This window comes from Deinococcus sp. QL22 (genome assembly GCF_023370075.1).
Classification (GTDB): Bacteria; Deinococcota; Deinococci; order Deinococcales; family Deinococcaceae; genus Deinococcus.
The window spans coordinates 38,798-55,308 of sequence record NZ_CP097150.1; the positions used below are offsets into that span (position 1 = coordinate 38,798).

Consider the following 16,511-nt stretch of genomic DNA (forward strand, 5'->3'; position numbering starts at 1 on the left):
ACGGAGGGTGCAAACGCGGGCAGGCTCGATACACCTCCTCAATACACCTCGCCGCTGGGCGGCTGATCGGGCAATTCGTCGATGTGCGGCGTGACTCCGGCGTGCAGGGTGCGGCAACTGCGGGTCACGCGCTTCAGGGTGTTGTGATCCAGGGTCACGCCGATGCCGGGGCCGTCTGGGACAGCCATCCAGCCCTGATCGACCTCCAGCGGTTCACGGATGATGTCGTGCTGCCAGTAGCGGCTGGCGCTGGCAGTGTCGCCCGGCAGTGTGAAGTGTTCCAAGGTCGACAGGTGAATGTTGTGCGCCCGCCCGATGCCGGTTTCCATCATGCCGCCGCACCACAGCGCCGCGCCGTGTGCGAGGGTCAGGTCGTGAATCCGCCGGGCCTCCAGGTGGCCGCCCACCCGCCCCACCTTCAGGTTGATGACCCGCCCCGCACCGATGACCAGGGCTTTGCGGGCGTCTTGAAGGCTGGTCACGCTTTCGTCAAGGCAGATGGGAGTCTGCAACTGGGTTTGCAGCGCGGCGTGATCAACGAGGTCGTCGAAGGCCAGGGGCTGCTCCAGGTACTTCAGGCGGTAGGGGTCTAGGGCTTGCAGGGCGGCCACATCGGTCAGCGAATAGGCGCTGTTGGCGTCCACGGTCAGTTGAATCTGTGGGTGGGCCTCCCGCACCGCCGCCACAGGCCGCTCATCCCAGCCCGGCTTGATTTTCAGTTTGACACGCTGGTAGCCGTCCTCTATAGCGCGGGTGGCGAGATCGGTGGTGGCCTGTACGCTGGCCTGAATGCCCAAGCTGATGCCCACAGGCACGCGGGTTCGCACGCCGCCCAAGACTTGCCACAGCGGCACACCGAGGTGCTTGGCCCACAGATCCCAGAACGCCATTTCAATCATCGCCCGCGCCATGCGGTTGCCCCGGTACGGCGCGAGGGCCTGCGCGAGGGCTTCGGGCGTGACAAAGTGGCGGCCCAGCAGGCGCGGCAACCACTGGCCTTCGAGGAGCGCCAACGCCCCCGGCACCGTTTCCTCGCGGTACAGCGGCAGATGATCCATCACACCCTCGGCGTAGCCCTCCAGGTCGCCTGAACGCAGCGTCAACAGCGGCACGAAGCGGCGGCGCTGCACGCCAAAGCTGGTTTCGAAATCAAAGCGCATGGGCATGTCCAGCACGCGCAATTCGGCGGAATCGAGGCGCAGGCCTGAGCTTTTAGCCCCTGTGGAAAGTTCGGCCAGATCAGCAGGCAAAGACATCAAGTTCCCCCAATTCGTGTTCCAGCGCCGCCAGCCGCTCGGAGCCGACCAGCGCGGTCAATTTGGCGGCCAACAGCATCGAGAGGCTGACGGGCAACGCCAACGGCACGAAGCGTCCATCCGGCCCGTGAAACGGCGCGTGCCCCGGCGTGGGCAAGATCAGCAATTCCCGCGCCTGACGCGCCCCCGGAGCCAGCCCGCTGTCTGTGATCAAGATCAACGCCACGCCACGTCCGGTCAGGGCGTCTATCAGTTGGGCCGTATTCTGGGCATAGCGGCGCATCGTGAAGGCCACCAGCACGCAGCCTGGGCCAGCGTCCAGCCAGTCTTCGGGCCGCTTGCTGGCTCCCTCGCCCAACGCCTGCACGCCCGGACGAATGCCCTGCCACACGTGCGCCGCATAGACCGCAGCAGGCCACGAGCCACGCGCCCCGGTCACGTACACCTGTTTGGCCTGCGCCAATAACCCGGCCACCCGGTTCAGCGCATCTTCGGGCTGAGCCTGCATCTCGGCAAAGGCCTGAATTTCGCGTCCCCAATGCGCGGCGGCTTCCGACTCGCCGGGCAGCGGCAGAGGAGCGTGCTGGCGGCGCAGTTCTTGGCGCACCCGCCGCTGCAAATCGGGATAGCCCCGGAAGCCCAAACCCTGGGCCAAGCGCGTCACACTCGAAGAATTGACGCCCACATCTTGGGCCAGTTCCGCCGCACTGGTCAGCGGAAGCTCGGTCCAGACGAGGCCCATGTGCGCGGCGATCCGTTTTTCCGTGGGCGTCAGTCGGGCCTCAGAGCGCCGCAGGTGATCCACAAACGTTTCCGTACTTTCTGGGGCAGCCAGTATGCCATCTTCATCGTGAACCGTCATTGCACCTCCTGAATCACCCATACCAAGCACTTAGCAATTAATCTTGCCAAAAAGATAGACCTATGCAAGATCAATTGCAAGATGGCTGATCAAAACTGATCCGGATCCACCCCAGAAGGGCAGAAGCGGCCAACACTCTCATTCGCTCGAAACTACTCAAACGGTTGTGTTGCCTTAACCGGATCGGGCGAGGCTCACCCACTGTGCCCGACACCACACCCGGCCGCCTCTTCAAGGGGATGATCCAGCACGCGGTATGGCTGTACCACCGCTTTTCCTTGAACGATTGGGACGTTCAGGAAGTGCGCCATCAGCACGGCTTAGAGGTCAGCCACGACACCTTGCGCGAAGGGTGTATCCCCCATTCAGCGCTCTCTTCGCTGAGGAACTGCGCCACCGGAAACCCCGGTGGCCCATGAATCAGGTCTGCACCCCAGTCAATGGCGTCCGACACGGCTCTGGAGAGCGGTGGATCAGCACGGGTTCGTCCTCAACATACTGCTTCAACGGCATCGGTATCGCGATGCCGCGAAGACCTGTTTGACCCGGCTCCTTGCTGAATATGACGTTCCAGAAGTCATGCATACGGATCGGTTGTGTTGCCTTAACCGGATTGGGGTAGGCTGACCCGCCCTGACCAACCCAAAGCCCTTCCGCCACCGCTTCAAGGTGACGATCATCCAGCACGCGGTTTGGCTGTATCACCGCTTCCCACTGAGTGACCGAAACGTCCAGGAATTACTTTACCAGCGCGGCCCAACAGGTCAGCCACGAGACCCTTTGCGAATGGTGTATCAAGTTCGGGCCGACTCCATGGGGACATCCGTTCACCTCAGCGGCCCTGGTGAAGTTCGGGGCCAATCCGACGCCACTGTTGGAGCAGTTCAAAGTCTCTGGCCTGTTGGAGACCGCCGCGGATCCGTACCGCACCGCGACCCCAGAGATGATTCACACCGTCACCCCGTGCCGGGAGGCAGGGGTGTCCATCGCTGGGGTGCTGCTGGATGGAGCGTTTGGACGAGATGAGGTCGTGACCTTCAGTCACGACACCCAGATCCCTGTGCTGGTGCGCGCCAAGCGGAACATGGGTGTTCAAGTTGAGGGTGAGTCTCTCACCCTCCACGCTCTGGCACAGCGCTTTCCTCCCGAACGGTGCCCTCTCGATGCCGAGTTGGGATGGCTTGTCCGTCGGCTCCCCGTGTCGCGTGACGTGGGGGCGTTCGATGTGCTGATCCTTTGGCGCAGGGTTCACGGCGAATGGAGCTGCTTCTTCCTGTTCAGCACGTTTGACCCTGCCTTGACCGTCCGGGCGCTGCTGCGGGCATGGAAGGCCCGCTGGGGCATGGAAGGCCCGCTGGGGCATGGAAGGCCCGCTGGGGCATGGAAGGCCCGCTGGGGCATGGAAGTGATTCACCGCTTGATGAAGCAGAATCTCGGCCGAGGACGCTGCCGCTGCCAAACCATCCGAGCTCAAGACAACTGGGTTTGGTGCGTGGTCGAGGCTCTTCATGCGGTGCTGCTCGTCCTTCAGGAGCAGCCGCAATTGACGTGGCGAGCGGTTCAGCGCCGAGCGGCACAACACACGGAATTGTACGTCCTGACCGAGGTGCAGTCTGTGCCACAACAACTTCACGCCGCGTGACACGCGATTGGGCTAACCGTGGAAACTCTTGATAGAAGCCTCCAGTGAGCCCAACACAGCCACTCCAAAGCCCCAAGCTTGGGAAGGGGAAGAAGAGCTGCTTGGCCCTTAGGACGCCCGTGAGACGCTGGGTGTACGGCTGAGCCGGGCACCTTCAGCGGCAGTTTTGGCAGCACTGTTGGAGTTATTGAGAGAGGTGTTGGTCTGCAGTGGCGTCGGAAGAGACGAGGCCAATGAGCGCGGACAGCAGCGACAGAGCGGAGGGCGGCTTTGATCCGAAACTTCCCTGTTATCGCTCACCCGACTCCACTGCCTCAGGAAGAGTGAGCACCCCATCCCTCTCTAGGCGTCCTGGAGTGGCGTAGAGGTGGGCTCCGCTCCGCCCAAGTCCTTCCCCGGCGTTTGGCACGAGCGCAGCTGCGCCCTCGCCGTTGGATAGGGCAAGAACGGCGTACGGGGCGTCTCGTCCAAGCAGCTGCGCTCCAGCAGGCCACCAGTCGGCGTTCATGGTCTCCATCCGAATCTGGCTGGCCCCGCGTTGCAGGTGTGAGGTGTGGGCGAAGACCAGCGTGGGGCCGCGCTCCTCTTCTCGCTCGGCAATGGCCAGAAGGTTGTCCGTCATCATCACCGCGCGCAGCGCCAGCATCTGTGAGATGCGGTCCGGCGAAGGGGCGGCGAGGTTGGCGTGGTAGCGCAGCAGCCCCAAGGCTGTCCGGGCGTGCAACTGCGCAGTCCACAGGCCAGGGTGCGCCCCAAGTCCAGGGTGCTGTGTTTCGAGGAACCCTACCAGGTCATCGGCCAGCGCCCGCAGGTGCCAGGCGTCCGGTGTGGCCCCGACGGACTGGCTGGGATCCATCGCGGCGGCCGGGTTAATCCAGCGGGCGTCGTCGCCGCAGAGCTGCTCCAGCGTAGCCCGGTCCACGGGCAGGTGAGCACAGTGCCGGGCCAGGAAATCGTGCAAAGCGAGCAGGGCGTGCCTTGGACTGGCCGCCCACCTGTTCTCAAGGGGTGGATCAAAGCCGTAGAACCTCAGGCGATCCAGTTCATTGCGTCCACTATTGAACTGACGCATCCAGACCACCAGCTCCCGATTGGCCGGCTCCTCCCCGAAGCCGTGGCTGAACCCATCCGTCATTACCTCGTTCAGCGTGCCTTGGCCGGAGGCAATGTGGGCGTCGACCCGCAGGCCCGCGAGGATGTCGCTCTCGATGGCGATGGAGCGGAAGCCCTGGGTGTCCACCAGGGTTTGAAAGACGCGGTTGCGCCAGAGAGGGAACGCCTCGACGCCGTGGGTGGGTTCACCCAGCCCCAGCAGTTGAGGCGGGGCAGGTAGGGTGGCGAGAAAGGCGGAGAGGGCGGCCGCTGGATCGGTCATGGGCCAACCGAGCGGAGACGTGGGGTGTGGCATGGTGGACTCCTGGGCCAGGGGGTACGCTCAAGCTGGCTTCTTCAGCATTCCTGTGTTTCATGTGAGAAGCCTTACGGGAAAGCATTCATTGGGTCTTCATTACCACTACAGACCAACACCGTTTTAGTAATGGTAGTCCGTTGAGTTGGCTTACTGCTTCCAGAAACACGTTGTTTTTCGCAGCTTGGATCAGTCGACCTCAGTGATCAACACAGCCTCCAACTCGTTCACTAGGGTCAATCAACGGAGTACCGGTAGGCAGGTAAGAGTGCGGCCAGAGTCATGATCGCCCGACCTCTGCTGGAGAGGCTATGAGTGTGCCTTCACTCAGTCAACTTCAGCAGCTGTTCACTCTGAATTTCAGGCGACGCGCACGAAGTTCCCGGTAGAGCAGCTGTTCCAGACGACCACAGAAGGCCTGACAAGCTTCATCCTGAAACGGAGTCTGCGTGGCCTGGACCATGGCGTCGGGGACCGCACAGCGGAGGAATCCACCCGGATTGAGGAAGTCAAAGTACCGCTGGGCGGCCGCTCGGCCCTGCTCGAGCGTCATGTGTTCCCAGACGTGCTCGCAAAGGAACGCATCTGCACGGCGGTCACCGAAATAGCGCTCGAAGGTCGCGCGGTTGGTGAGGTCAAGCTGGCCACTGAGAACCGTCAGGGCACTGGGGTGTACAGGAAACAGAAGGCCGCGCACACCAGACTCCAATGCCGTCTCAAGGCCAGATCCGATCTGGCCTGGCAGTGGGTTCACCCAAGGTGCTGCTTGACTTCTCGATACGCCTGCACTTCAGGTGTTCAGCAGGGCCTTCAGGTGCGGTGCGAGCTTCTCAGGCTCCTGCAGACATGCCAGGTGGCCCAACTCACTCTCAATCTCCACGTGGGTGTGGTCCACCCCAGCCCTGAGCGCGTCCCCTGCAAAGGCCCGCATGACCGAGGCCGGGAAAAACAGATCCCCACGGATGTTGATGCTCAGCAGCCGCGTCCCATGCGCCCGCCACCGCTCGAACAGCACCTCCTGCGGCGCCACCCTGCTCAGGTCATGTGAACTCACCACACGCCCGAGGTCCAGCAGGTGCACGAGGCTGGCCGTGCCGCTGCGTGAACGCAGATATGCGCCGACATCCTCCTGTTCAAACCAGCGGGCAAAGCCGTCCGAACCCAGACCGTAGAAGGTGATCAGCAGCAACGCCGCTTCGAGTCTCCCCCCCTGCGCGATGGCCCGGAGGTTCGGTAGGAAGACCTCCCGTTGCCCGAGACCGGCATCGCAGCTGCTGGCCACGGCGCCGATGCGGGGTGCCAGTTCCGGGGCGCGCGCCGCCCACTGGAGCGCCTGGCTTCCCCCAAAGCTCGGGCCGACCACCGCGTACCAGCGGGTCAGGTGTAGGCTGCGCATCAACTCGCGCTGGACTTCAAACAACTCCCCGAGCCCCCACGCAGGGAAGCGTGAGCCATAAGGCTCGCCATCATCATGCAGCGTATCCGGGCCGGTCGTGACCACCTGTGGGTTCAGGCTTTGGACGTTCGACAGGCTGTTCATACACACGACGAAGAACCGGCGCGTGTCGATGGCCCGGCCGTCCCCGATGAGGGCGTTCCACCAGCCAGGCGTCGGACGGTCGCCCGCGGCGTGCATGGTGCCCGTGAAGTAATGGCAGACCAGCACGGCATTGTCACGCGCCTCGTTCAGGGTGCCGTAGGTCTCGACCTGCAACCGAACCGGCAGGGGAACGAGGCCGCCGAGCGCGTGCTGGGTCTCGAAGATGAAGGTGCTCATGGCGTTCACGCACTTACGGTACGGGCCGCCCATCACGTCGCCATCACAAGGGGGCCGCCGGCCCTAAATGTCATAGCAAGGCCCAGCAAGACGGAATCTCTGCGCTACCCGGTTCCAGATACGGCCGCCCCAGACCGACCAAGGGTGGCAGAAGAGGTTCAAGACGTGTCCACTGCTCATCGCTAATTTCTTCGTGCCACAACGGCAGAAGATACGCCGGTGGTACAGCAGGGATTCAAACGGAGGAAACGTACACAGGAATTTCTCAGCCTGCACACCCGAACCTCTGAATCTTCACCATCACACCCGAACCGGTTCTGGCGAGTTAAGCGCGATAGTCTGAGGGTTCGTGACTGCTCGCAAACCCGACCGCCACCGTTTTCCGCTCAGCATCATCGGGTACGCTCTCTGGCTTGATCACCACTTCTCGCTGAGCCAGCGTGATGTTCAGGAGCTCCTCCAGGAGCGCGGCATCCAAGTCAGCCACGAAACCCTGCGCCAGTGGAACATCAAGTTCGCACCGCTTCTCACCGAAGAACTGCGGCACCCTCAACCCCGCCGAGGTTTAGGGTGGTTTCTAGATGAGGTCTGCATCGAGATCAGGGGCAAGAAACGCTGGTGATGGCGGGCCGTCGATGACTCTGGCGCGGTCTTGGATCTTCTCCTGCAAGATCGGCGGGATCCCCAGGCGGCGAAAACCTTTCTCGGAAGGCTTTTGGTGAATGACGACGTGCCAGACGTGATCCACACTGACAAGCTCTGGAGCGATGGAGCGGCCATTCGAGCACTTCCCGTACTCCACAGCGTGGAGCACGTCCAGGTCATCTCCACAGCGCGCTGCAACAATCTGACCCTGCAATCCCACCCTCCCACAAGGCAACAGGAGCGAAGTCAGATCGGCTTCAAGAACCAAAGACGAGCACAGGAATTTCTGGCCCTGCATGCCCGCGTTTCGAACCTTCAGCAGCACACACGCACGACAGTCCCTGCCCAACTCCGAAGATCAAACCAGAACCGTGCCCACTCGGCATGGCGGCACGCAGTTGAAGTGGCCGTCTGAAGTTCAGACGGCCACTGACCTCATCAGGCCCTTTCCCAATTAACTTGCCAGAACCCTTGGGCCTCACCGCAGTCTTTACGAGTTTTGGGAACGGTAGGCCCAGCCTGTCATTCGGGCCTCAATAACAGCAAAGATGGCGTACAGCACCACGCCCATCGCACTGACCAGCAGCACGCCACCGAACACCAGCGGCACTTGAAAGCTGCTGGCTGCCTGATTCATCATCACGCCGATGCCCTTGTTGCTGGCAGCGAGTTCACTGATGATGCTGCCCACGAAGGCCAGGGTGACGGCCACTTTCAGGCTGGCAAAAAAGTAAGGAAGTGAGCGCGGCAAGCTGACTTTGGTAAACACTTCCCACGGCGTAGCCCCCAGCGCCCGCAGCACATCACGGGGTTCGGGTTCTACGGTGGCGAGGCCAGTGGCGACATTGACCACCACTGGAAAAAATGAGATCAGGAAGGCGGTCAGAATGGCGGGCACGGCGCCCACGCCAAACCAGATAACCAGCACGGGCACGAGGGCGGCTTTGGGAACAGCGTTGAAACCGATCAGGAGTGGATACAACGCCTGATACGCCATGCGGTTGAGGCCGACCAGAGCGCCGAGGGCCAAGCCCAGTACCACGGCCAGCGCGAAACCCAGCAGCGTGGTAGTCAGCGTTTGTAGGGCGTGGTCGGCCACAGCGGGCGCGAACTGGGTCAGTGCGGCCACCGACGAGCTGGGGGTCGGCAAAATAAATGGCGGTATTTTGAACAGGCGGCAGGCGATTTCCCAGACCAAAAAGAAGGCGGCAATCGTCAGCACCGGGGGCAGCAATGCCCGCAACCCGTTTTGGAATGCCCCTGCCTGCGGCGCGGTGGCAGGTATCTTTTCGGTTTGCAGCACTTCAGGCGTCACGAGGCGACTTCCATTAGTTCTTCGGCCCGGATGCGGGTTCGCACGCCGCCGATGTGTTCGCGGAGTTCGCGCACGATTTCGCTGAATTCGGGAGTAAAAGTGCCTTCCAAGGTGCGTGGGCGCGGCAACTCCACGTCTCGCCGCAGGGTGATTTGGCCAGGGCGTGGACTCATCACGTAAATCGTGTCGGCCAAGAGTGCGGCTTCGCGCAAATCGTGCGTGACCAGCAGCACCGTGGGCCGCGCTCCCATCCAGAGGGCTTGCAGGGCCAGCCACAGTTCTTCGCGGGTAAAGGCATCGAGTGCCCCAAACGGTTCGTCGAGCAATAAAATGCTGGGCTGATGAATCAGAGCGCGTACCACGTTGGCCCGCTGCTGCATGCCGCCTGACAGTTCCCAGGGGTGCTTGTCTTCAAAGCCGCCCAACCCCACTGCCGCCAGCATGCGCCGCGCACGGGCCACACATGGTGCGGGGTCTTTGCGGTACCCCGCCTTATGTGCAGGCGAAACTTCCAGCGGCAGCAGCACGTTTTGCAGCACGGTGCGCCACAGCAGCAGGCTGGGATTCTGGAAGGCGATCCCTACGTTGCCGGTGGGCCGGGGCGGAGCGCCGCCGACCGTGGCCGTGCCCGCCGCCGGTGCCATCAGGCCCGAAACCAGTTTGAGCAGCGTACTTTTGCCGCAGCCGCTTGGCCCCACGATGGCCACGAATTCGCCGGGAGCAAAGCTCAGGCTCACGCCGCGCACCGCTTCGACTTGCCCGCCTTTGGTGTCGTAGCGCAGGGTGACGTCAGTGATCTCGATGGCGTTTTTGGCAACCTGTGTTCCCGGTGCACTCATCCCTTGCGTCATGGTCGGCCTCACTTCAGCGCGGGGGCTTTGCGGTCGGCGGCGGGGGGCAGATAGGAGGCATTGAACACGCTGGTGGGCGAGAGCGTGACCGGCAGATCAAAGGCCAATTTGACGGTATTGATGCTGGCCTTCAGCCGGTCAGGACGCACGGAGCCGAGGCCCAGAGCCTTGACGTCGACTGTGAGCACGCTGCCACTGAGGGCGAGGCGCAGTCGCTCATTTTCCAGCGCGACATTCATCAGGCCGTTGCGCTTTTGCACGGCGGCAATCCCCGCCGCCGGATCTCTGATGGCGTCTTTGAGACCCGCGTTTACAGCAGTCAAGAAGCCTTTCACGATCCCCGGATTCTTTTGGGCAAAGTCGGCCCGCGTGATCACGGCGTTACCGTACAACCCGCGCACGCTGGCCGCATACGGAAAGATGGTCACTTCATCGGCAGTCACGCCAATTTGCTTGAGATTGAGGATGGACGTGAAGGTAAAGCCGCTGATGCCGTCGGCCTGTTTGCGGGCCAGCATCGGCTCGCGGAGCGCGCCGTCTACACTTGTCCACTTCACTTTGCTGGCGTCGATGCCGTTGGCCTCAGCAAAGGCGGGGAACAGGCGGCGGGAGGCGTCACCCACGGGCGCGGCGAGGGTTTTGCCTTCCAGATCCTTGGGCGTTTTGATGCCGCTGCTTTTGAGAACCACGATGGAATGGGGCGGCGCGTTGTAGACCATGTACACCGCCACCAGCTTCTGCGCGGGGTTGCGGGCATTGAATTCCATCATCGCATTGATGTCGCCAAACCCGAGGTCGTAGGTGCCTCCCGCAATTTTGTTAATGGCGTCGCCTGAGCCGAAGCCCCGGTCAATGCTCACATTCAGCCCTTCACGCGAAAAATAGCCCTTATCCAGCGCCAAAAAGTAGGGTGCACTCGGCCCCTCAAACGCCCAATCCAGCGTGAATTTGAGGGTGGTGCTTTGCGCCTGCGCTGTGGCCGAACCCGACAGGAGAAGGGCGGCACCGAAGTTCATCAAGCGTTTGATAGGGGTGGACATAACAGCCTCCAGGTTCCCGGCTTAACCAGGTTCTAAATGCAGACTGTCACAAATTTTGGTGACGAAGTACATTAAGTCCAGACAATATAGGTATTAATTGGGTTCATACGTGTCTTCCGAGAACCCATTTTGTCTAAATCTGCAGAGAGTGAGGATCTTTCTCCGTAGCTTGCAATTTGGCTGAAGCGGAGTGCCCCACGCGTGCAGAACTTACGTTTCCTAAACTGCTCCAGTTGCCTGGTAAACCGCGTCCCACCAAGCGCACTTCTGCAATTTCTTGATGAGCCAGCCGCCTGGCGCGGTCATTGGCACCTCAGACATTTCGGCCAGAGTCACGATCATGTGCTGCTGCACCGGCTGTGTTGCCTGAACTATGTTGGGGGAGGCTGACCCGCCGTGACCGACCTCAAACCCTATCGCCACCGATTTCCGATAGCCATCATCCAACATGCCGTCTGGCTCTATCACCGTTTTTCACTGAGCTACCGAGACGTCCAGGAATTGCTGCACCAGCGCGGTATTGAGGTCAGTCACGAAACCTTGCGCGAATGGTGGATCAAGTTCGGCTCCCTCTTCGCTGAAGAACTTTGCCACCGCGAACCCCGATGGGGTTCGCGGTGGTACCTGATTGATGTCTGTAGGAACGTGGCTGGTGTCCGGCATTGGTGATGGCGTGCGGGAGACGAACACGGCTTTGTACTCGATATCCTCCTTCAACGGCACCGCGACTGAGGAGTTGCACAGATCTTCCTGATCCGACTCCTGGGTGAATACGATGTCCCAGAGGTTATTCACACCGATGGGCTGCGAAGTTACGGAGCTGCGATACGGAACCTCCGATGCTCGATCGTGTTGACCACCAGCAGGTGATTTCTACCTTGCGCTGCAACAACATGATCGAGCAGTCCCACCGTCCTACACGGAGTCACGAAAGACAACAGCAGGGATTCAAACGGAGGAAACGTACACAGGAATTTCTCAGCCTGCACGCCCGAACCTCTGAATCTTCACCATCACACCCGCACCAATGTGACCGCCATGACCAGAAGAAAGAACCAGAAGCAAGCGTTCCAGACGTGGTCTGCGGTCGCGGCAGGGGTGGCCTGATGCTCAGGCCACCCCTGCTCTCCACATGACGCACGGCAAGTTAAGGCAACACAACCGTCCGAAGAGGTGCACGGCGACCTCGAACTCCTAGACGACGGCTACTTCGCTTCCAACGACGCTTTCGAAGCTTCTTTTCAGGCCTACTCTATGGCTTGGGCTTCTTCAGAGCCGTTTTTTACCGCTGCTGCCGCTTAGGAAGCCCCACTGGTAGGTTGGCGTGAACTTCAACGTATCACGCACTCAACGCCTAGAAGGCGTGACGACCGTGTCGGACGCCGATGGTACATTTGAGCTGAGATGACGGCTGCCCCTGTTCCAGACGATGAGTATGCGCGCTTGTTGGCCTTGGCAGGTTACGAGATTTTGGACACGCCGCCCGAAGACGCTTTTGACCGCGCCACCCGCCTCGCCGCCCATTTGCTGCGAACCCCCGTGGCCTTTATCAACTTCGTTGATCAGCACCGCCAATGGAGCAAAGCCGCGGTCGGCGTCACGGACACTACCGCGCCCCGCTCAGACTCCTTGTGCGCCTGGACCATCTTGCAGGACACGCCCTTGGTAATTGAAGATACCCATCAAGATCCGCGCTTTATGGACAACCCCTTTGTCACCGGTGACCCGCACATCCACATGTACGCGGGCGCGCCTCTCATCACGCCGACTGGGCACCGCATCGGCACGCTGTGCGTGACCGATACCCAGCCGCATGCCCTGACCCCCGCCGACCTCACCGCTCTGCAAGACCTCGCCGCGATGGTGGTGGCTGAACTGGAATTGCGGCGCGTGACCCTGCAGCTCCAAGACGATCTGGGCGCGCAGACCCAGCTCAGCGGGGAGCTGCGCCGCACACTCGCTCAGGCGCAGGTGCTCGAAGGCGTGTCTGAACTGATGGAGCTTGACCTGTCCCCCGAAGAGTTGACCCTGGCGGCGGCGGCCCTGCTCAGCGCGGCCGTCTCCAGCGACTCGACCAGTCTGTTGGTGTTTGAGGAGGACGGCTTGCGGGTTGCGGCGGCGGCCAGCCATTCCCGACTGTCCCCTGCTCAACGCCTGTTGTTCAGTCAACTCCCCGAGTGGACGAAAAGCGTCACCCACACCCTGCGGGAGACGACCCTGCCGCTGTACCTTGACAACTATCCCCAGCATCCGAAGGCGGTGCCGGAAGTCGTCGCCGCAGGCGTGAGGCAGATCGCCTGGGTGCCGCTCGGCAGCCGGGGGGGCGTCACCTCGCTGTTGATGGCCGTGCGCTTTGAGGATCATTCGGTTGGAGCGTGGCGGCGCGGTGATCGGGCACTGTTAGAGGCAGCGGGACGAACCATGCGCAGTGCGCTGGATCGGCGGGTGCTCACCGAGACCGCTCGGCAAGAGGCCCGGCAAGACGCCAGGACCGGCGCGCTGAACCGCCGGGCCCTAAACGAAGACCTGCTCGTGCGGGAAAGCGGAACTCCGCCGTTTCTGCTGGCCATGCTTGATCTGGACGGCCTGAAAGGGGTCAACGACCGCGAAGGACATGTCCAAGGGGATAAGGTGCTGCGGGTATTTGCAGGCACCTTGGGGGTGGAACTGGACTCCGGTGCCCACCTGTACCGGGTGGGGGGCGACGAGTTCATCGCGCTGATGGACAGCAGGGAGGTTGAAGTGTTCTACGAGGCAGTGGAGGTGGCAGTGCTGGCCGCCCGGCAAGTCGCGCCCTTCGGCGGGGTCAGTGTGGGCGTCGCCTACAGTCCCGAAGCCCAGGGCGCGGCCTTGATGGCCTTGGCGGACACCCGCATGTATGAGGTCAAGCAGCGTCGGCAAGCCCTGCGGCAAGGGTAACGTTCGGCCCCGTGATTCACAGACCGCTTGCCCGCTTGAGGGGCGTCTTTTTTTACCGTGCCGCACACATTCCAGACACAAACGACACACCACCCGGCTCTGCTGTCAAGCAACGCTCCCCCTATGAATGAAGCCATGAACGCCCACCAGTACGCGCTTCGCCGCTCGATCCGCCCTCAGGTCGCCCCAAGCGGTTGCTGCGCCAGATCCGCCGCGATTATTTCCAGACCCACCATCTGATGGGCACGCTCGCCATGCTCGGCTTGGAGCCCCTGCAACTGGACGCGGCGTTCGTCCTGCAGGTGGCCGCCAACGTGGCCCACGCCGAGGCGCTGTTCCTGGCCGCCTGCGCCCTGCCTGCCACGCGCGTCCGCATGCGGGTGTTGACCGCCGCCGAGGACAACCTCGATGTGGCCCGCGCAGTGGTCGACGTCCTCGCCAACTGCGCCAACCGCGCCCCTGCCCTGAACTGACCCTTCCCCATGTCGACCAGAGTTAGGGGCAGGATCGCAGGGCACCAGGCAACACCCGGTGTCCTGCTGCTTGAACCTGCCTCAGCCCTCCAGCAAGGTGAAGAAGAAGGTGGAACCCTGCCCTGGGGTACTCTCCAGCCAGAGCTGCCCCCCGTGGCGCTCGACGATCTTCTTGCACACGGCCAGCCCAATCCCCGTGCCCTCGTAGCTCTCCCGCCCGTGCAGCCGCTGGAAGATCTCAAAGATCCGCTCGTAATACTGCGGCTCAATCCCAATGCCATTGTCCGACACCGCAAAGCGCCACCACGCCCCGTCCCGTTGGGCCGTGACCTCCACCTCCGGCACCACGCCCTCCCGGCAGTATTTCAACCCGTTGCTGATCAGGTTTTGGAGCAGTTGATCCAGTTGCTGAGCGTCCGCCTGCACCACCGGAAGATCGCTCCGAATGATGAGCGCCTCAGGGGTGTGGAGACGCCTGGCCACCGTGTCAAAGACGGTCTGTGCATCCACAGGCAGGAGCTCCCCTTGCTCGGTGTGCACCCGTGAAAAAGTCAGCAGGTCGTCCACTAGGCGCTTCATGTGCTGCCCACCCTCCACGATCTGCTGCAGGTACACTCTGCCGCGTTCATCGAGCTTGTCGCCGTACCGCCTATCGATGATCCCCGCAAAATTGGTCACGGCCCGGATCGGCGCTTGCAGGTCATGAGACGCAATGTACGCAAACTGTTCCAGCTCTCTATTGCTGCGCCGCAGCTCCTCGTTGGTGTGTTCGATTTGGCGCTGGGCCTCCAGCCGTTCCGTCACGTCCAAGGACACCCCTACTACCTCCGTCACCTCCCCAACAGCGTTTTTCACCGGGATGAACCACGTTTCCAGCGTCACGCCCTTGGACTCGAAGTGCGTCAGGTCGTGCGCCTGCTCCCCGGCCAACGCCCGGTTCAGGCGGCGACCCTCCCGTAAATCCGGCTCCCCGGCGAAGAGTGCGGTCGCCGAATGCCCGACCGCCTGACCCGCCTGCAGGCCGAGCTTCGCCAGCAAACTGCCCTCGGAGAGCGTGAACACGCCGTGGGCGTCCGTGGCAAACAACAAAATAGGGGCATGCTCAGCGGCAATCTTGAGGTACCGCTGGGTGGCGGCGAGCGCCTGCGTGGCGGCGGCCCGTTCGAGCGCGAGGTCGAAGCTGCGGCCCACGGCCCGGAAGATGGCCCGGTCTCGCTCCCCCCACTGCGGGATGCGTTTGAGCGACAGGCTGAGAAAGCCCTGAACTTCTCCCCCCACCAGCACCGGGTAAGCAGCGGTGGAACCGTACAGCTCACTGTGCTCCACGCCCTGATCCTCGGCACTCCAGTTCTCCGTGAAGGTGGGGGCGCGGCTGTGCAGTAAGGCCGCTAGGCTTGGCACCTCGGACGGCACCCCGGCACGGAGCAGGGCCAGAAGTTCGGGCTGAGCATGGACATCACTCGTCCAGGTGCGCAACTTCCATAGCTCGCCGTCGCGCTGGTAGTACCCGCCCGAACAGTCCCCGAACCGCACCCGCAGCACCTCCAGGGCCTGGCCGGCCAGGACAATCTCATCGGTCTCGATGCCCACCGCCTCGCTGAAGGCCACGAAGGCGTCCAGGGCGGCACGTTCTTCGTCCAAGAAACGGGTATGAGCCAGCACCTGGCACTGGAGATTATGCAGGAGCTGGGCGCGTCCCACGGCGATGGCACATTGTGCAGCCAGGGTTTGAAGAAACCGCTGCTCCTCAGGGGTGAATTGGTGAGGCAACGTGAAATCGAGGATCAAGGCGCCCAGCGGCTGGTCATCCAGGAACATCGGCAGCACGGCCGTGGCCACCGCTGCCACACCACCTGTCTGGGCTTCCAGCTGGGGATAGGCCCAGATCAGGTCACCCTGCTGTTCGAAGAACAGCGGCCGGTACTGCGCTAGGGCGTCTGCGGCTGGCACGCTACCGTCGAGCGGGCCGTCCTGCCACAGGGTCTGGCGCCCCGCCTCGTAGCCTTTTCGAGCAGCCATCGTTAAGCGCTCGCCGGTCTCGTCCACGAGCATGACCACGCCCGCGATGGCGCTCATGGCTTCGAGTGCGGGCGTGAGGACGATCTCGAATACGTCTTCTTGGGTGCGGGCCGCCGCCAACGCCTCAGTGACCGCTTGAAGACGTTCGCTGAGCGCAGGCGTCGTGGTGGGCTGACTGGACACCGGGCCAAGATACTGTGCCCCACCGGAGAACATTGGGGAGATTCCCAATGTTCCTCGTGCTTCTCGGCGTGACCCTGAGCAATACAGCGACCACGAGATGTTTCGTCCCCTTGAGGACGAC

13 protein-coding genes and 3 pseudogenes are annotated in these 16,511 nt (G+C 62.3%); 7 read left to right on the forward strand and 9 right to left on the reverse strand.

All coding sequences use genetic code 11. The annotated features are described in order from the left end of the window. Positions 1-38 precede the first annotated feature (38 nt). Together menC and M1R55_RS16250 are read right to left on the reverse strand one after the other, a co-directional pair. Positions 39-1,256 (reverse strand): o-succinylbenzoate synthase, encoded by a 1,218-nt coding sequence (gene menC, locus M1R55_RS16245; RefSeq protein WP_249394604.1) that lies wholly within the window; start codon positions 1,254-1,256, stop codon positions 39-41. Beyond that, the gene (locus M1R55_RS16250; RefSeq protein ID WP_249394605.1) at positions 1,240-2,118 is read right to left on the reverse strand and encodes a MurR/RpiR family transcriptional regulator; all 879 of its coding nucleotides are present in this window, start codon (positions 2,116-2,118) and stop codon (positions 1,240-1,242) included. Before M1R55_RS16250 ends, menC begins: the two co-directional genes overlap by 17 nt. A 203-nt stretch (positions 2,119-2,321) precedes the next feature. Between M1R55_RS16250 and M1R55_RS16255 the strand changes: the two genes are divergently transcribed. The 3 genes and pseudogenes from M1R55_RS16255 to M1R55_RS16265 all read left to right on the forward strand — a co-directional run. Beyond that, the gene (locus M1R55_RS16255; RefSeq protein ID WP_249394606.1) at positions 2,322-2,537 is read left to right on the forward strand and encodes a hypothetical protein; all 216 of its coding nucleotides are present in this window, start codon (positions 2,322-2,324) and stop codon (positions 2,535-2,537) included. Between the two features lie 49 nt (positions 2,538-2,586). Continuing rightward, the gene (locus tag M1R55_RS32165) at positions 2,587-2,745 is read left to right on the forward strand and encodes a hypothetical protein (RefSeq protein ID WP_371827221.1); all 159 of its coding nucleotides are present in this window, start codon (positions 2,587-2,589) and stop codon (positions 2,743-2,745) included. Positions 2,746-2,751: 6 nt separating this feature from the next. Next, positions 2,752-2,929: pseudogene (locus tag M1R55_RS16265) on the forward strand (IS6 family transposase); the annotation flags it as partial. A 1,120-nt stretch (positions 2,930-4,049) separates the two neighbouring features. Here M1R55_RS16265 and M1R55_RS16270 read toward each other — a convergent pair. From M1R55_RS16270 to M1R55_RS16280, 3 genes are all read right to left on the reverse strand, one after another. Then, positions 4,050-5,168, reverse strand: a complete 1,119-nt coding sequence (locus tag M1R55_RS16270) for an erythromycin esterase family protein (RefSeq protein WP_249394607.1) — start codon at positions 5,166-5,168, stop codon at positions 4,050-4,052. A gap of 337 nt (positions 5,169-5,505) precedes the next feature. Next, the gene (locus M1R55_RS32170; protein WP_371827223.1) at positions 5,506-5,865 is read right to left on the reverse strand and encodes a hypothetical protein; all 360 of its coding nucleotides are present in this window, start codon (positions 5,863-5,865) and stop codon (positions 5,506-5,508) included. A gap of 93 nt (positions 5,866-5,958) precedes the next feature. After that, complete coding sequence (locus M1R55_RS16280) at positions 5,959-6,945, reverse strand: alpha/beta fold hydrolase (RefSeq protein WP_249394843.1); 987 nt, start codon at positions 6,943-6,945, stop codon at positions 5,959-5,961. A 349-nt stretch (positions 6,946-7,294) separates the two neighbouring features. Here M1R55_RS16280 and M1R55_RS16285 point away from each other — a divergent pair. Next, a pseudogene (locus tag M1R55_RS16285) lies at positions 7,295-8,005 on the forward strand (IS6 family transposase). Between the two features lie 75 nt (positions 8,006-8,080). Here M1R55_RS16285 and M1R55_RS16290 read toward each other — a convergent pair. The 3 genes from M1R55_RS16290 to M1R55_RS16300 are packed head-to-tail and all read right to left on the reverse strand — an operon-like array spanning position 8,081 to position 10,796. Beyond that, positions 8,081-8,905 (reverse strand): ABC transporter permease, encoded by an 825-nt coding sequence (locus M1R55_RS16290; RefSeq protein WP_249394608.1) that lies wholly within the window; start codon positions 8,903-8,905, stop codon positions 8,081-8,083. Continuing rightward, positions 8,902-9,756: an ABC transporter ATP-binding protein gene (locus M1R55_RS16295; protein WP_249394609.1), complete on the reverse strand. Its 855-nt coding sequence runs from the start codon at positions 9,754-9,756 to the stop codon at positions 8,902-8,904. Before M1R55_RS16295 ends, M1R55_RS16290 begins: the two co-directional genes overlap by 4 nt. Positions 9,757-9,764: 8 nt before the next feature. Continuing rightward, positions 9,765-10,796 carry an ABC transporter substrate-binding protein gene (locus M1R55_RS16300; RefSeq protein WP_249394610.1) on the reverse strand — a complete coding sequence of 344 codons (1,032 nt, stop codon included), beginning with the start codon at positions 10,794-10,796 and terminating at the stop codon, positions 9,765-9,767. 396 nt (positions 10,797-11,192) lie between these two features. Between M1R55_RS16300 and M1R55_RS16305 the strand changes: the two are divergent. From M1R55_RS16305 to M1R55_RS16315, 3 genes and pseudogenes are all read left to right on the forward strand, one after another. Next, positions 11,193-11,903: pseudogene (locus tag M1R55_RS16305) on the forward strand (IS6 family transposase). A 297-nt stretch (positions 11,904-12,200) separates the two neighbouring features. Next, positions 12,201-13,715, forward strand: a complete 1,515-nt coding sequence (locus M1R55_RS16310; protein WP_249394611.1) for a GAF domain-containing protein — start codon at positions 12,201-12,203, stop codon at positions 13,713-13,715. A 194-nt stretch (positions 13,716-13,909) separates the two neighbouring features. Further along, positions 13,910-14,188: a hypothetical protein gene (locus M1R55_RS16315; protein WP_249394612.1), complete on the forward strand. Its 279-nt coding sequence runs from the start codon at positions 13,910-13,912 to the stop codon at positions 14,186-14,188. 81 nt (positions 14,189-14,269) lie between these two features. Here the strand turns inward: M1R55_RS16315 and M1R55_RS16320 are convergent, their stop codons facing one another. Beyond that, entirely contained in the window at positions 14,270-16,390 is a 2,121-nt protein-coding gene (locus M1R55_RS16320; protein WP_249394613.1) for an ATP-binding protein, read from the reverse strand. Positions 16,391-16,511 lie beyond the last annotated feature (121 nt).

Coding starts and splice junctions, on each gene's coding strand:
- menC (WP_249394604.1), bottom strand. CDS start 1,256: ATGTCTTTGCCTGCTGATCTGGCCGAACTTTCCACAGGGGCTAAAAGC.
- M1R55_RS16250 (WP_249394605.1), bottom strand. CDS start 2,118: ATGACGGTTCACGATGAAGATGGCATACTGGCTGCCCCAGAAAGTACG.
- M1R55_RS16270 (WP_249394607.1), bottom strand. CDS start 5,168: ATGCCACACCCCACGTCTCCGCTCGGTTGGCCCATGACCGATCCAGCG.
- M1R55_RS16280 (WP_249394843.1), bottom strand. CDS start 6,945: ATGAGCACCTTCATCTTCGAGACCCAGCACGCGCTCGGCGGCCTCGTT.
- M1R55_RS16295 (WP_249394609.1), bottom strand. CDS start 9,756: ATGACGCAAGGGATGAGTGCACCGGGAACACAGGTTGCCAAAAACGCC.
- M1R55_RS16300 (WP_249394610.1), bottom strand. CDS start 10,796: ATGTCCACCCCTATCAAACGCTTGATGAACTTCGGTGCCGCCCTTCTC.
- M1R55_RS16310 (WP_249394611.1), top strand. CDS start 12,201: ATGACGGCTGCCCCTGTTCCAGACGATGAGTATGCGCGCTTGTTGGCC.